Annotated in this window: 15 protein-coding genes; 9 read left to right on the forward strand and 6 right to left on the reverse strand. The window is 62.6% G+C overall.

Annotated features, from left to right (window positions below):
• The first annotated feature begins 128 nt into the window (after window positions 1-128).
• The 5 genes from VDQ28_RS06885 to VDQ28_RS06905 are packed head-to-tail and all read left to right on the forward strand — an operon-like array spanning window position 129 to window position 3,855.
• Entirely contained in the window at window positions 129-1,421 is a 1,293-nt protein-coding gene (locus tag VDQ28_RS06885; RefSeq protein ID WP_323035227.1) for an NAD(P)/FAD-dependent oxidoreductase, read from the forward strand.
• Entirely contained in the window at window positions 1,418-2,173 is a 756-nt protein-coding gene (locus VDQ28_RS06890) for a DUF1365 domain-containing protein (RefSeq protein WP_323035228.1), read from the forward strand. The genes VDQ28_RS06885 and VDQ28_RS06890 overlap by 4 nt, the downstream gene beginning before the upstream one ends.
• Before the next feature lie 18 nt (window positions 2,174-2,191).
• Window positions 2,192-2,743 (forward strand): DUF3833 domain-containing protein, encoded by a 552-nt coding sequence (locus VDQ28_RS06895; protein WP_416349356.1) that lies wholly within the window; start codon window positions 2,192-2,194, stop codon window positions 2,741-2,743.
• Window positions 2,740-3,474 carry an SDR family NAD(P)-dependent oxidoreductase gene (locus VDQ28_RS06900; RefSeq protein ID WP_323035229.1) on the forward strand — a complete coding sequence of 245 codons (735 nt, stop codon included), beginning with the start codon at window positions 2,740-2,742 and terminating at the stop codon, window positions 3,472-3,474. The genes VDQ28_RS06895 and VDQ28_RS06900 overlap by 4 nt, the downstream gene beginning before the upstream one ends.
• A 57-nt stretch (window positions 3,475-3,531) precedes the next feature.
• Window positions 3,532-3,855 (forward strand): DUF3775 domain-containing protein, encoded by a 324-nt coding sequence (locus VDQ28_RS06905; RefSeq protein WP_323035230.1) that lies wholly within the window; start codon window positions 3,532-3,534, stop codon window positions 3,853-3,855.
• Between the two features lie 45 nt (window positions 3,856-3,900).
• Here VDQ28_RS06905 and fahA read toward each other — a convergent pair whose 3' ends face one another.
• Both fahA and hmgA read right to left on the reverse strand, forming a co-directional pair.
• A complete protein-coding gene (gene fahA / locus VDQ28_RS06910) occupies window positions 3,901-5,163 on the reverse strand; it encodes a fumarylacetoacetase (protein ID WP_323035231.1) in 1,263 nt (420 codons plus the stop codon).
• Window positions 5,164-5,247: 84 nt separating this feature from the next.
• Window positions 5,248-6,618: a homogentisate 1,2-dioxygenase gene (hmgA, locus tag VDQ28_RS06915; RefSeq protein ID WP_323035232.1), complete on the reverse strand. Its 1,371-nt coding sequence runs from the start codon at window positions 6,616-6,618 to the stop codon at window positions 5,248-5,250.
• Between the two features lie 164 nt (window positions 6,619-6,782).
• Between hmgA and VDQ28_RS06920 the strand changes: the two genes are divergently transcribed.
• The 4 genes from VDQ28_RS06920 (at window position 6,783) to VDQ28_RS06935 (ending at window position 10,162) form a co-directional block, all read left to right on the forward strand.
• Window positions 6,783-7,220, forward strand: a complete 438-nt coding sequence (locus VDQ28_RS06920) for a MarR family winged helix-turn-helix transcriptional regulator (protein WP_323035233.1) — start codon at window positions 6,783-6,785, stop codon at window positions 7,218-7,220.
• Entirely contained in the window at window positions 7,217-7,678 is a 462-nt protein-coding gene (locus VDQ28_RS06925; RefSeq protein WP_323035234.1) for a GAF domain-containing protein, read from the forward strand. The genes VDQ28_RS06920 and VDQ28_RS06925 overlap by 4 nt, the downstream gene beginning before the upstream one ends.
• Before the next feature lie 3 nt (window positions 7,679-7,681).
• On the forward strand, window positions 7,682-8,731 hold the full coding sequence (locus tag VDQ28_RS06930) for a saccharopine dehydrogenase (RefSeq protein WP_323035235.1): 1,050 nt from the start codon (window positions 7,682-7,684) through the stop codon (window positions 8,729-8,731).
• 78 nt (window positions 8,732-8,809) lie between these two features.
• The gene (locus VDQ28_RS06935; RefSeq protein WP_323035236.1) at window positions 8,810-10,162 is read left to right on the forward strand and encodes an MATE family efflux transporter; all 1,353 of its coding nucleotides are present in this window, start codon (window positions 8,810-8,812) and stop codon (window positions 10,160-10,162) included.
• A gap of 21 nt (window positions 10,163-10,183) precedes the next feature.
• Here the strand turns inward: VDQ28_RS06935 and VDQ28_RS06940 are convergent, their stop codons facing one another.
• The 4 genes from VDQ28_RS06940 to VDQ28_RS06955 all read right to left on the reverse strand — a co-directional run bounded on the left by VDQ28_RS06940 (window position 10,184) and on the right by VDQ28_RS06955 (window position 13,021).
• Window positions 10,184-10,402 (reverse strand): DUF1127 domain-containing protein, encoded by a 219-nt coding sequence (locus VDQ28_RS06940; protein WP_323035237.1) that lies wholly within the window; start codon window positions 10,400-10,402, stop codon window positions 10,184-10,186.
• 135 nt (window positions 10,403-10,537) lie between these two features.
• Window positions 10,538-11,308 (reverse strand): FadR/GntR family transcriptional regulator, encoded by a 771-nt coding sequence (locus tag VDQ28_RS06945; RefSeq protein WP_323035238.1) that lies wholly within the window; start codon window positions 11,306-11,308, stop codon window positions 10,538-10,540.
• A 120-nt stretch (window positions 11,309-11,428) separates the two neighbouring features.
• The gene (locus VDQ28_RS06950) at window positions 11,429-12,052 is read right to left on the reverse strand and encodes an OmpA family protein (protein ID WP_416349420.1); all 624 of its coding nucleotides are present in this window, start codon (window positions 12,050-12,052) and stop codon (window positions 11,429-11,431) included.
• Between the two features lie 129 nt (window positions 12,053-12,181).
• Window positions 12,182-13,021 (reverse strand): bifunctional helix-turn-helix domain-containing protein/methylated-DNA--[protein]-cysteine S-methyltransferase, encoded by an 840-nt coding sequence (locus VDQ28_RS06955; RefSeq protein WP_323035239.1) that lies wholly within the window; start codon window positions 13,019-13,021, stop codon window positions 12,182-12,184.
• Between the last annotated feature and the right edge of the window lie 120 nt (window positions 13,022-13,141).

The raw sequence follows: 13,141 nt of genomic DNA on the forward strand, positions 1-13,141 counted from the left end.
GCGGTTGAGTGCAACATGGCCTTGATACGCCACCGGTTTGAAACTGGATCACGCGGGACCAAAAATAGTTTTCGGTAATCCAATTTCGTCGACGGCGCGTATTTCCCTTAACGCAAGGAGAATATCGCATGCCATTTGAATCTGCCACCATCCCGCCCCAGCGCATCGCCGTCATCGGCGGCGGCATTTCCGGCATGGCGGCGGCTTGGCTGCTGTCTCCGTCGCGGCACGTCACCTTGATCGAGGCCGAACCCCGCCTTGGCGGTCACGCCCGCACCATCATGGCCGGCAAGCGTGGCGATCAGCCGGTGGATACCGGGTTCATCGTGTTCAACCGCGTGAACTACCCCAATCTTGTCGGCATGTTCGAGGCGCTCGATGTGCCCACCGCACCCTCAACCATGAGCTTTGGTGCGTCCTTCGATGATGGCGCGTGCGAGTATAATCTGGAAACCCTCGACACCCTGTTCGCAACGCGCCGCAACATTGCCGACCCGCGGTTTCTGCGCATGGTTCGCGATATCCTGAAATTCAACGCGCAGGCCGAGAGCGCGGCAACCGACCCCACGATGAGCATCGGGCAGTTGATGGACCGGATGAACATGGGCCGCTGGTTCCGTGAACGCTATATCACGCCGTTTTCCGGTGCGATCTGGTCCACGCCCAAAGCGCAGATCATGGAGTTCCCGGCACAAGCCATGGTGCAATTCTTTCGCAACCACGCGCTGCTCAGCCCGAATGGCCAGCACCAGTGGCACACCGTCAAGGGCGGCTCGGTCGAATACGTCCGGCGGCTGACACGGGATCTGACCGCGCGCGGCGTCGATATCCGCACCAACACCCCGGTGGCAGGCGTACGGCGCTTGTCGTTGGGCGTCGAGGTCCGCACCAAAGGCGGCGACTGGGAGCATTTCGACGAGGTGATCTTTGCCACGCATTCCGACGATACGCTGGCGATGCTGGCCGACCCCAGCCCGCAGGAACGCACGGCGCTTTCGGCGGTGCAGTATCAGGACAATCACGCGGTGCTGCACGCCGATCCCTCGGTCATGCCCAAGCGCCGCAAATGCTGGGCCAGTTGGACCTATACCGAGCACTCGGCGCAGGATCGCGAACGCATCAGCCTGAGCTACTGGATGAACTCGCTGCAACCGATCCCGCAAGAGGATCTGATGATCGTCACGCTGAACGGCTCGCGCCCCATTCGCGATGATCTGACCTATGACGAGAAAACCTTTCGGCATCCGGTGTATGATCTGGCGGCACTGAATGCGCAAACGGTGATCAAGGGCATGAATGGCACGAACAACACCTGGTTCTGCGGCGCGTGGATGCGCAACGGCTTTCACGAAGACGGCTTTGCCAGCGCGGTGGATGTCGTCACCGCGCTGACCGCAAACCCCGTACAGGCCGCGGCATGAGCACCGTGGATCATATCGCCGGGCGCACCTTTCATGGCCGCCGAGGCGCGCAGAGCAACCGCTTCACCTATGGCGTGGACTATCTGCTGGTCGACGCCGAGGCCCCACAATCCGGCCCGGCGATCTTCTCGCGCAACCGCCGCAACCTGCTGTCCCTGCACGACACCGACCACGGCGGCGACCCCGGCGCAGGGCGCGGGGCGAAATGGGTGCGTGAGGTTCTGGGCCACGCCAGCGCCCCGGAAATCGGCCGTATTGACCTGCTCGCCCAACCCCGCGTGCTGGGCCATGTGTTCAATCCGGTCAGCTTCTGGCTGTGCCATGATCCATCCGGCGCGTTGATCTGCGTGATTGCCGAGGTCAGCAACACCTTTGGCGACCGTCATTCCTATTTGTGCCACCACGAGGATTTCCACGCGATCACCGCCAAGGATGACCTGAGCGCGCGCAAGATCTTTCACGTCTCGCCGTTTCAGCCGGTCGAGGGCGATTATGGCTTTCGCTTCGACATCACGCCGCAAAAGATCACCATCCGCATTGATTACGGCCACGCCAGCGGCGGGTTGATCGCCACTTTGGTCGGCCCGCGCAAACCGGCGACCACGCGCGGCTTGCTGGGTGCCATGCTGCGCCGCCCCTTGGGGTCGCGGCGCGTGCTGACGCTGATCCACTGGCAGGCGCTCAAGCTGTGGTGGAAGGGTGCGGGCTACCGCAGCCGCCCTGAACCGCCCTCGCAAGACGTCTCCCATTGACCCAAAGGCCCTGTTTCCATGTTTGATGCCGTCCTCTTTTTTGTCATGTTCCTTGTCGCGGTCGGTCTGGTCTCGCGGTTTACTGGCTTCATGGCGCAAAAACCCCGCGACTATGCCCAATCAGAACCGGCAATGGATATCCGCAAACATCTGAGCGGGCCGATGCTGTGTGAAGGGGTGATCTATGGCCCGACAGGCCGTGTCACCTCGCGGTTTGTCGCCGATATGCAGGGCCGCTGGGACGGCAATCGCGGTGTGTTGGATGAGGCGTTTCGCTATGCCGGAGGCAACGCCCAAGACCGGCAATGGCGGCTGACGCTGGGCAATGACGGCGCGATCACCGCCGAGGCCGATGATCTGATCGGTCAGGGTCGCGGCCAGCAAGAGGGGGCCAGCCTGCGCCTGACCTATCGCATTCGCCTGCCCAAGCACGCGGGCGGCTGGGTACTGGATGTCACCGACTGGATGTATCTGATGGAGAACGGCACGGTCATCAACCGCAGCCAGTTCCGCAAATTCGGCGTCAAGGTCGCCGAGTTGGTCGCCACCATGCGCCCGGTGCACGCATGAGTCTTCAGGGTCAAACCTGGTGGCTGGTCGGCGCCTCCGAGGGGTTGGGGCGTGCCTTGGCCGCGTTGATGACCGCGCAAGGGGCGCACGTGATTGTGTCGGCCCGCGATTCGGTGCGCCTGTCCGACCTTGCGCAAAGCCTGCCGAATGCGCGCGCCGTGCCGATGGATGTGACCGACACCGACAGCGTGCGCACCGCTGCTGACGTGGTCGGCCCGGTCGATGGACTGGTGTACCTTGCCGGGGCCTATTGGCCGATGCGCGCGCAAGACTATGACGGCGACAAGGTGGTGACGATGCTCGACGTGAACCTGTTGGGCGCGGCGCGGGTGCTTGACGGTGTGCTGCCACAGATGGTGGCGCGCGGGCAGGGCCATATCGTGCTGACCGGATCGCTGGCGGGCTTTCGCGGCTTGCCGGGTGCGGTGGGCTATGGCGCGTCAAAGGCCGGATTGATGCATCTGGCGGAATCGCTGCACGCCGATCTGCGCGGGTCCGGTGTGCGCGTGCAGCAGATCAACCCCGGCTTCATCCGCACACGCCTGACCGAAAAGAACGATTTCTCGATGCCGTTTATCCTCAGCGCCGAGGAGGCCGCCGCGCGAATGCTGGCGATCATGCAGTCAGGCCGGTTCGCGGGCTCGTTTCCAACGCTGTTTTCCTATGTGTTTCGCATCGGGCGGTTTTTGCCGGGGTGGCTGTATGATCGGCTGTTCGCACGCACCCGCTAAGTACTTGCGCAACCGGGCCACTCGCGCGATGCTGGGGCTTGAACAGGAGACCCTTCCATGACGCCTGAAATCAGCACCCGCAAAGTGGTTCACATCATCTTTCAAGCGCGCAACCCCTCGCGCAAGAATGAGGCACGGCAATTCATTGACGCGCTGAACGATGATGAAAAGGCGCATCTGGTGGCCGTTGCCTGGGTCGGGCGCGGGGCGTTTGAACCCGAGGATTATGCCGAGGCGCTGGCAACCGCATATTCCGAAGCGACGACTCCGACGGCGGACTACCTGATGGGGATGCCGCACCTGTCTGAAAATCTGGAGGCAGGGCTGGAAGCGTTGGATATCGACGTCTCTGACGCCGAAGAAGATTTCTACGACCGATAGATCAGGCGTGAAAAAGGGGGCTATGCGCCCCCTTTATGTATGAACTCAGCCCACGAAGGGATTGCGCTTGGCGGGCAGGATCTTGCCCGTGCAATCGCCAAACCCGATGGTATACCCGGACCCCTTGGCGGCACCGCGCAGCGTCAGGGTGTCGCCGTCCTCGATGAAGCTGCGGGTCTCGCCTGTGTCCAGCGTGAAGGGCTCGCGGCCAGCCCAGCTCATTTCCATCAGCGAGCCGTATTCCGATTTGTTCGGCCCCGAAATCGTGCCGGACCCCAACAGGTCACCCGTGCGCATCCCGCATCCGCCCAGCGCATGATGGGTCAACTGCTGCGCGGCGGAGTAATACATCCGGCTGTAGTTCGTTTCGCTCACCACGGTGGCCGTTTTCGCCCCTTCAGGCTGCATCAGGACCTGCAAGGAAATGTCGTACAGACCCGGCTTAGATTCCGTCAGGTAAGGCAACAAGGGCTTGACGCGTTCGGGCACCGATGTGCGGAACGGCTCCAAAGCAGCGGCGGTGACGATCCAAGGGGAAATGGAAGTGCCAAAGGCTTTGCCCTGGAACGGCCCAAGCGGCTGATACTCCCAGCCCTGAATATCGCGCGCGGACCAATCATTCAGCAACACATAGCCAAAGATCATCGCGTCGGCGGTTTCGGTCGTGATCGGCGCGCCGAACGGGCTGCTGGTGCCGACGATGGCACCCATCTCGAGCTCGATATCCAGGCGTTTTGTCGGGCCAAGTGTCGGCGCATCCGCATCCGGGGACTTGGTCTGACCCAGCGGGCGGTGAATCGGCGTGCCCGACACCACAACCGACGAGGCCCGCCCGTTGTAGCCAATCGGGATATGCAGCCAGTTGGCGGGCAGATCAGGACTGCCGCGCATGATGCTGCCCATGTTCTCGGCGTGCTGGCGACCGGCATAGAAATCGGTGTATTCGGTCACGTTGAACGGCAGATGCAGCGTCGCCGCACTCAGCGGGTGCAAATGCGCCTCGATCTGATCGCGGGTGCCCGCGCCTTCGGCAAGGTGGCCAAACAGGATCGTGCGGAGGCGGTTCCAGACCACAGGGCCCGCCGCCATGAGAGGATTCCACGCCGCGCGATCCAGCAAGGGGGTATCCCCAAGGTGCAGCAAGCCCGCACGTTCGAGCGCGGTGACATCCAGCACCTGATCGCCAATGGCAACGCCACAGCGCGGTTTGGTGCCAGCGGTCGAAAAGACGCCATAGGGCAAATTGTTCAGGGGAAATGGGCAATCAGGGTCGTTGGCGGTTTCGACCCAGGAACGGATGAGAGTCATAATGCTTCCTGCTTAAGGCGCGCGAAGACGCGCCGATGGCGGGTGAAAAAGGTGCGTGCAAGCACGCACCCTACGAGGCGTGGTCTAGGGCTTGATGCCGGGTGTGCCGTCAAATTTCTTTTCCAGCGTGGTCCAGCAGTCAAGATAGTTATCCTGGATCGGAGCCTCAAGGGCCGCGAACTTGGTCAGATGCTGCGGGAATCGCGTTTCGAACATGAAGGACATGGTATTGTCCAACAGATGCGGCTTCAGATCACCATTCGAGGCCCCCTCGAACGCATCCCGATCCGGCCCATGCGGCAACATGCAATTGTGCAGGCTCAAGCCACCGGGCGCAAAACCTTGTGGTTTCGCGTCATACTGGCCATAGATATTGCCCATCATCTCGGACATCAGGTTCTTGTGATACCACGGAGGGCGGAACGTATGTTCCGCGACCATCCACCGTTCGCGGAACAGCACAAAGTCGATATTCGCGGTGCCTTCCTGCCCCGAGGGCGCGGTCAGCACGGTAAAGATCGACGGGTCCGGGTGGTCGAACAGGATTGCGCCGACCGGCGAATAGGTGCGCAGGTCGTATTTCACCGGGCAATAATTGCCGTGCCAGGCCACCACATCCAGCGGCGAATGGCCGATGGTGGTTTCATGGAACTGGCCGCACCATTTGATGACCACGCGGCTTTCCACCTCGCGATCCTCGAACGCCGCGACCGGGGTTTTGAAATCGCGCGGGTTGGCCATGCAGTTCGCACCGATCGGCCCGCGGCCGGGCAAGTCGAATTTCTGGCCGTAATTCTCGCAGACAAAGCCACGGCACGGCCCCTCGAGCACCTCGACGCGGTAGACCAGACCACGCGGCAGAATGGCGATTTCCTTTGGCTCAAGGTCAATGATCCCCATCTCGGTGCAGAACCGCAGGCGGCCCTCTTGCGGGACAACCAGCAATTCGCTGTCCGCCGAGTAGAAATATTCATCCTGCATCGAGGCGGTGACCAGATAGATATGGCTGGCCATGCCGACCTGTGTGTTCACGTCGCCCGCCGTGGTGACGGTGCGCATGCCGGTGATCCAGGTGTACGCCTCGCCCTTTGCCGGCAGCGGCACCGGGTCCCAGCGGTATTGGCCAAGGCTGATCACATCCGGCAGGACGTTTGGCGCGGATTTCCAATACGGCATGTCGATCTTGGTGAAGCGCGAGGTGTGCTTGACCGAGGGCCGGATGCGATAGCACCAGGTGCGCTCGTTCTGGCCGCGCGGTGCGGTAAAGGCGGTGCCGGAGAGCTGCTCGGCGTAGAGGCCATAATTGCACTTTTGCGGGCTGTTCTGACCCTGTGGCAAGGCATCGGGCAGGGCCTCGGTCTCGAAATCATTGCCGAAACCGGGCATATAACCTTGGTTCACGCCGCCAATGCTGGGGGCACAGATCATGCCTTGGGGCAGGGTTGGGTCGGACATGGAGGCCTCCTCGGTCGGGTAAAACATAAATCTCAGGTGCGGGTTAACATTTATTGCACATGCAACAATGTCAAGCCTGAAGTCTTCCGGAACCTTGAATTGATTCGGACTCATTGATCTTAACGCAAGTTTATGATTCGGTCCTGCAACCCTTGGAGCCTTGCATGCCAGACCCCGACAGTTTCGATCTGAACGCCTTTTTGCCCTATCGCCTGAATGCGGCCGCCAGCCGGATCAGCCGCGCCTTTGCCGAGCGCTATCGCAAGGACTTCGGCATCAGCATCCCCGAATGGCGCGTGTTGGTGCATCTGTTCCACGCGGGCGATGTGTCGGTGCGTGACATCGAGGCGCGCGTGGACATGGAGAAATCCAAGGTCAGCCGCGCCGCAACGCGGTTGGAGGCCTCGGGGCTGATCAGCAAGGCGGTGAACGACACCGACCGCCGCTTGCTGGTGCTGCGCCTGACCTCCGAGGGCAACGCGTTGGTCGCCCGGTTGATCCCGGTGGCCATGCAGTTCCAGGCCGAAATGCTGACGCAACTCGGCCCTCTGGCCGAGGGTCTGGAGGCGGGGTTGAGCGTGCTGCTGGACCCGCAGGAATGAAGCGCGTGCCGGACTATGCAACCCTTGCCCAAACGATCCGCGCCCTGACCGAAGGCGAGACGGATGTCGTGGCGCTGATGGCCACCGTCGCCTGCGAAGTGCATCACTTTGACGACCGCTTTGACTGGACCGGGTTCTACCGCGTGACGGGGCCGGACATGCTCAAGATCGGTCCCTATCAGGGCGGCCACGGCTGCCTTGTGATCCCGTTCTCGCGCGGTGTCTGCGGGGCTGCCGCTCGCACGCGGCAGGTACAACTGGTGCCCGATGTCGACGCATTTCCCGGGCATATCGCCTGCGCCTCCAGCACGCGGTCGGAATTGGTGTTGCCGGTGATCAATGCCGGGGGCGAATTGCTGGGGGTGTTCGACATCGACAGCAACCAGCCCGACGCCTTTACCGAAGCCGACGCGGTGGCCTTGGCGGCGATCCTGACCGAAACCTTTGCCGGAGCATGAACGATGGTACATCTATGGGTCCGCGGCGAGCAGCGCCCGAATGAGGAACGCGTCGGCCTGACCGCAGACGGAGCGGCGGCGCTGATCGCCAAGGGGTTCCGCGTCACCATCGAGGAAAGCCCGGTGCGCGCCCTGCCCATGCAGCCCTATGTCGAGGCCGGGTGCGAGGTTGCGCCCTTTGCCAGTTGGCCCAGCGCCCCGCAAGACGCAATCATCTTTGGCCTCAAGGAACTGCCCGAGGACGGCACGCCGCTGTCACACCGGCACATCCTGTTCGGCCACGCCTATAAGGGCCAGCCCGATGGCCCCGCGCTGCTGGCGCGGTTCAAATCAGGCGGCGGGACGCTTTATGATCTGGAATCGCTGGTGGATAAGGACGGGCGACGGGTTGCGGCGTTTGGCTATTGGGCGGGCTTTGCCGGGGCGGCGGTATCGGCGCTGGCGTGGATCGCACAGGCCAAGGGCGGCATCTGTGGCCCGGTTCAAACGTGGTGTGACGCGGACAGCATGACGCGCATGATTGCGGCCGACCTCAACACCCTGCCCGGCGATCGCCCCCGCGCCTTGATCATCGGCGCCTTGGGCCGGGTCGGCAGCGGGGCGCGGGATTTCTGCAAGGCCGTGGGCCTTGCAACAACCAATTGGGACATGGCGGAAACCGCCAGCGGCGGGCCGTTCCCTGAGGTGTTGCTGCACCAGATTTTCCTCAACTGCATCCTCGCCAACCCCGGCTGCCCGGTGTTCGTGCCGGCGACGGCCGGTGCCATGCCGCGCGCACTGCGGGTGATCGGTGATATCGCCTGCGATCCGGGGTCGGCGTATAATCCGGTGCCGGTTTACCGCGCCACGACCCGTTGGGCGCAACCGGTAACCCGCGTTCACAGCGATCCCCCGCTCGATGTGATGGCCATCGACAACCTGCCCTCCCTGCTGCCAGCCGAGGCCTCGGTGGATTTCGCAGCGCAATTGTTGCCACATCTCAAAACGCTGGATCAGATCGACACAGGCGTCTGGGGTCGCGCCCGCGCGGTCTTTGCGCGCCACATGGCCTGACGCCCTTTTCCCCGGCACCCCTTTCGGGCATAGAGGTGGTTCCGAGCAGACGTCTGCTCCGTTTTCCCGGATTATCGCATGACGACCGCCCCCGCCAACACCGGATTCCTGTTCAACGCCCGCGCCGTTCTGGTGCTGGGCCTGCCGCTGGTCGGCAGCCATGTGGCGCAATTCGCGCTGCATGTCGTCGATACGATCATGTTGGGTTGGTACAGCATCACCGACCTCGCCGCCGGGGCCTTGGGCGCGACGGTGTTCTTTGTGTTCTTCACCCTTGGGTCAGGCTTTGCACATGCCGTGATGCCAATGGTCGCAACCGCTGCCGCCAGCGATAATGAGACCGATGTGCGCCGGGTCACCCGCATGGGCATGTGGCTGTCGATTGGCTATGCGATCATCGTCTTGCCGCTGTTTGTCTATGCCTCGCCGCTGCTGAACGCGATGGGCCAAGACCCGGACGTGGCGCGGCTGGGCGGTGCCTATCTGTCAATCGTCGGCTACGGCATGGCCCCGGCGCTGTTGGTGATGGTGATCAAGAGCTATCTGGCAGCACTTGGCCGGACGCAGGTTGTGCTGTGGATCACGGTGGCGGCGGTGTTCCTGAATATGGGCATCAACTGGCTGCTGATCTTCGGCAATCTCGGCTTTCCCGAACTTGGCGCGCGCGGGGCGGCGATTGCCTCGGTGGCGGTGCAGACCGCCACGCTGATCCTGATCCTGGCCTATGCGGTCCTGCTGCCCGCCTTGCGGCACTATCAGCTGCTGGTGCGGTTCTGGCGGCCTGACTGGTCCGCGATGCGGCAGGTCAACGCATTGGGTCTGCCGATTGGCCTGGCGATGCTCGCCGAGACCGGCCTGTTCGCGGCCTCGGCGGTGATGATGGGCTGGCTGGGCAAGCTGTCACTGGCCGCACATTCCATCGCGCTCGAAGTGACGGCGCTGTTTTTCATGGTGCATCTGGGCCTGGCCAACGCCGCGACGGTGCTGGTCGGCCGTGCCAAGGGGCGCCGCGACAGGGAGGGGCTGAAGGCGGTGGCGAAAGCCTCGATGATCCTGTCGCTGATCTTCGCGTTCGGCACCATGATGATCTATTGGCTGTTCGCAGAACAGATGGTCGGCCTGTTCCTGAAGCCCGACGACCCCGAGCGCCACCTGATCATCCCCGTCGGCGTGACGTTGCTGATGGTGGCCGCACTGTTTCAACTGGTCGATGCCGGGCAGGCGATGGGGATGGGGTTTTTGCGCGGTATCCATGACACCAAACAGCCAATGATCATCGCCGCTGTCTCTTATTGGCTGATCGGCTTGCCGGTCAGCTATGGACTGGGCTTTGGCTTGGGGCTGGAGGGTGTCGGCGTGTGGTTCGGTCTGGTCTTTGGCCTTTCAGCCGCGGCCGTGGCCTTGCATTGGCGGTTCTGGCGCGGGCTCTGACGATTCCATCAATGCGGCGGATCAGGTCGCCTGTTCGGCGGCCTGCGCTGCAATTTCCGAGATGTCCGAGCGCGAAACGCCGATATCCGCAAGATCGCGATCTGAAAGCATCGACAGTTCTTCGAATGTGTTGGCATAGGCCAGACGATACATCCGCTGGTCCTGGATCTTCTGAATCCACCGGCGCATCGTGGCGGCAAATCCGCGGCTTGGGTTTTGGGTGATGTCTGAAACAAACATGACTGGTCTCCTGTGGTTTGCTCGGGCCGTTGTTAGCCCTATCGAACCCCGTAGATAGTCACTTGCTGCACTTGCACAATCCTGCCGCGACGCAATGCCGCTATGCAGCATACGCGTGGCGTTGCGTCACGGGCGCTATTCGCGCCCCAGTTCGTGCTGATACCGAAGCCGCGCAATGCCTTCGTTCTTGTCCGCCTTGCGCAGGTCGCCCAGAACTGTCTCCACATAGGTCATATGTGCCTCGGCCGCCGCGCGCGCTTTTTCGGAGTCCCGCGCCTGTATCGCCTCGTTGATCGCGCGGTGCTGCTCCAGCAGGATACCCCGCGTTTCACGATGCCGGAACATCTGCTGCCGGTTATAGAAAACCCCCGCTTTCAGCAGATCAAACATCGCGCGCATGGTGTGCAACATGATGATGTTGTGGCTGGCCTCGATGATCGCCAGATGAAACTCTGCATCCAGCGCCGCCTCATCCGCCGGGTTCTTTTTGCCATGCGCGGCTTCCATCTTGCGAAACACCGTGTCGATGATTTTCAGATCGGTATCAGACCCGAACCGCGCGGCGCGCTCCGCCGCCATCCCTTCAAGATCGCGGCGAAAACTGACGTAATCGAACACGGCCTCCTCATGGTTGGCAAACAGGTCAATCAGCGCCTTGGAATACGTCGAGGTCAGGATTTCGACGACAAAAACACCAGACCCCGCCCGTGATTCCAGCAATCCCCGGCCCTGCAACTCGGCGATAGCCTCGCGCAGAGACGGGCGCGACACGCCCATTCTTTCGGCCAATTCGCGCTCCGAAGGCAAACGTTCACCGGGCCGCAACAGGCCGCGCAGGATCAACAGCTCAATCTGCCGGACAACGCCCTGCGCCAGTTTTTCCTGTTGAACCGGTTGAAATGGCATCGGAACCCCCTGATTGGTCAAAAGATATGACCACGCGTGCCGCCGCGCAACAAGTCTGTTTGCACAAAGGAAAAGGGCCGGGCATTTCTGCTCGGCCCCAGACGTGCGCTCGCTGATCCGTTACGCGGTCGGGCGAATGGTGATCACAACCCGGCGGTTTTGCGCCCGGCCCAAGGCCGTATCATTCGAGGCAACCGGTTGCGTCAGACCCGCGCCGCGCGCCACGACCCGCCGCGAGGGCACACCCGAGGTAACCAGAACACTGGCAACCGAATCGGCGCGCCGCTCGGACAGGCTTTGGTTGTAGGCGGCCGTGCCCGTGCTGTCGGTATGCCCGGTCACGATCACCTGCGAATCAGGATAGCGCTGGAGGTTGCTGGCAATCGCCGTCAGATCGGCGCGCAAGTCACCGCGCAATTCGGCGCTGTTGGTGGCAAACAGAATGTCCTGCGGCATCGTCACGACGATCTCGCTGCCGGTGTTGACCACGTCAACCTGCGGACCCAGCGCGCCACGCAATTCCGCAGCCTGCCGGTCAAGGTGGCCACCAATGGCCCCACCCGCAATCGCCCCGAGGCCCGCGCCGATCAGAACCTCGGGCGTGCGGTTGCCGCTGCCCGTGGCGGCGCCCAACAGGCCGCCGACGGCGGCGCCGGTCAACAGGCCAGAACGCTCGCGGCTGTATTCGCCGGTGGTGGGGTCAGTACACGCCGCGGTCAGCGCAACAAGTGCCAGTGCAGCCATAGCTTTGGAAGCCATCATCAGGTTTCTCCTGCGAAAAAAGGTTACCAGACACACTATAGCGTTCTCGATGCCAGCAACAGGGGGCTGCGCGGAATGCCGCCTCACGTTCCATTGATCACAGCTCCGGCACTAGGCAACATCCGCGCGCGCCGATTCCCAGGCCAGCATTGCGCGCTTGACCGGCAACCCCCAGTGATAGCCGCCCAGTTTGCCCGATTTCGCCAAAGCCCTGTGGCACGGGATCAGCCAACTGATCGGATTGCGCCCCACCGCCGTGCCAACCGCCCGCATTGCCGCAGGTCGCCCGATACGGCGCGCGATTTCGGAATAGGTGGTGACATGGCCGGTTGGCACGCTCAACAAGGCCTCCCAGACCTTGATCTGAAACGGTGCGCCAATCAGATAGAGCGGCGCCGGCTCGGAACCCGACGCCCCAAACGCCGCCTCAACCCATCCGCGCAACCGATCAGCCGCCTCGATAAACTGCGCCTTCGGCCACCGCCTCGCCAGATCGTCATAGGCGGCCGTCGCACCCATCTCTGCCGCAAACCCCATGCCGCACAGGCCGCGCTCGGTTCCCATGACAATCGCCGGGCCAAACGGGCTGTCGAACCAACCCCAGAAAATCACCAGCCCCTCGCCACCGCGCGCATACTCACCCGGAGTCATCGCCTCCCAGCGCACGAACAGATCATGCAACCGCCCGGCCCCCGACAGACCAGCCTCATGCGCCGCGTCCAACACGGTAAAGCGGTCCGACAACAACTGCCGCGCATGACCCAGCGCCAGATATTGCTGATAGCGTTTCGGCGAGACGCCGGCCCATTGTGTGAACAGCCGCTGAAAATGCGCCGGACTCATCCCCAACCGCGCCGCCAGATCCTCCAGCGCCACGCGCTCGCCGCCTGCCGCATCCAGTTCGGCAATCGCCCGCGCGATCACGCCATAATGATAGCCCTGCGTTTCCATGCCCTTAACCCTATGCGATCTAATCTTGCCAAAAATACTCTGGTGGTGAATGGGCCGCAGGCCCAGAGGGGGTGAATCCCCCATACCCCGCCAACCACCCTAAAGCAGCCAGTCCATCAA

Origin of the sequence: Pararhodobacter sp., from assembly GCF_034676545.1 — a bacterium.
Classification (GTDB): domain Bacteria; phylum Pseudomonadota; class Alphaproteobacteria; order Rhodobacterales; family Rhodobacteraceae; genus Pararhodobacter.

What these genes read in the sequence shown, in the direction of transcription:
- VDQ28_RS06940 (WP_323035237.1), bottom strand. Translation starts at nt 10,402, where the DNA reads ATGTTTGTTTCAGACATCACCCAAAACCCAAGCCGCGGATTTGCCGCC.
- VDQ28_RS06890 (WP_323035228.1), top strand. Translation starts at nt 1,418, where the DNA reads ATGAGCACCGTGGATCATATCGCCGGGCGCACCTTTCATGGCCGCCGA.
- VDQ28_RS06905 (WP_323035230.1), top strand. Translation starts at nt 3,532, where the DNA reads ATGACGCCTGAAATCAGCACCCGCAAAGTGGTTCACATCATCTTTCAA.
- VDQ28_RS06885 (WP_323035227.1), top strand. Translation starts at nt 129, where the DNA reads ATGCCATTTGAATCTGCCACCATCCCGCCCCAGCGCATCGCCGTCATC.
- VDQ28_RS06930 (WP_323035235.1), top strand. Translation starts at nt 7,682, where the DNA reads ATGGTACATCTATGGGTCCGCGGCGAGCAGCGCCCGAATGAGGAACGC.
- VDQ28_RS06935 (WP_323035236.1), top strand. Translation starts at nt 8,810, where the DNA reads ATGACGACCGCCCCCGCCAACACCGGATTCCTGTTCAACGCCCGCGCC.
- VDQ28_RS06945 (WP_323035238.1), bottom strand. Translation starts at nt 11,308, where the DNA reads ATGCCATTTCAACCGGTTCAACAGGAAAAACTGGCGCAGGGCGTTGTC.
- hmgA (WP_323035232.1), bottom strand. Translation starts at nt 6,618, where the DNA reads ATGTCCGACCCAACCCTGCCCCAAGGCATGATCTGTGCCCCCAGCATT.
- VDQ28_RS06955 (WP_323035239.1), bottom strand. Translation starts at nt 13,021, where the DNA reads ATGGAAACGCAGGGCTATCATTATGGCGTGATCGCGCGGGCGATTGCC.
- VDQ28_RS06895 (WP_416349356.1), top strand. Translation starts at nt 2,192, where the DNA reads ATGTTTGATGCCGTCCTCTTTTTTGTCATGTTCCTTGTCGCGGTCGGT.
- VDQ28_RS06900 (WP_323035229.1), top strand. Translation starts at nt 2,740, where the DNA reads ATGAGTCTTCAGGGTCAAACCTGGTGGCTGGTCGGCGCCTCCGAGGGG.
- VDQ28_RS06950 (WP_416349420.1), bottom strand. Translation starts at nt 12,052, where the DNA reads ATGGCTGCACTGGCACTTGTTGCGCTGACCGCGGCGTGTACTGACCCC.
- VDQ28_RS06920 (WP_323035233.1), top strand. Translation starts at nt 6,783, where the DNA reads ATGCCAGACCCCGACAGTTTCGATCTGAACGCCTTTTTGCCCTATCGC.
- fahA (WP_323035231.1), bottom strand. Translation starts at nt 5,163, where the DNA reads ATGACTCTCATCCGTTCCTGGGTCGAAACCGCCAACGACCCTGATTGC.
- VDQ28_RS06925 (WP_323035234.1), top strand. Translation starts at nt 7,217, where the DNA reads ATGAAGCGCGTGCCGGACTATGCAACCCTTGCCCAAACGATCCGCGCC.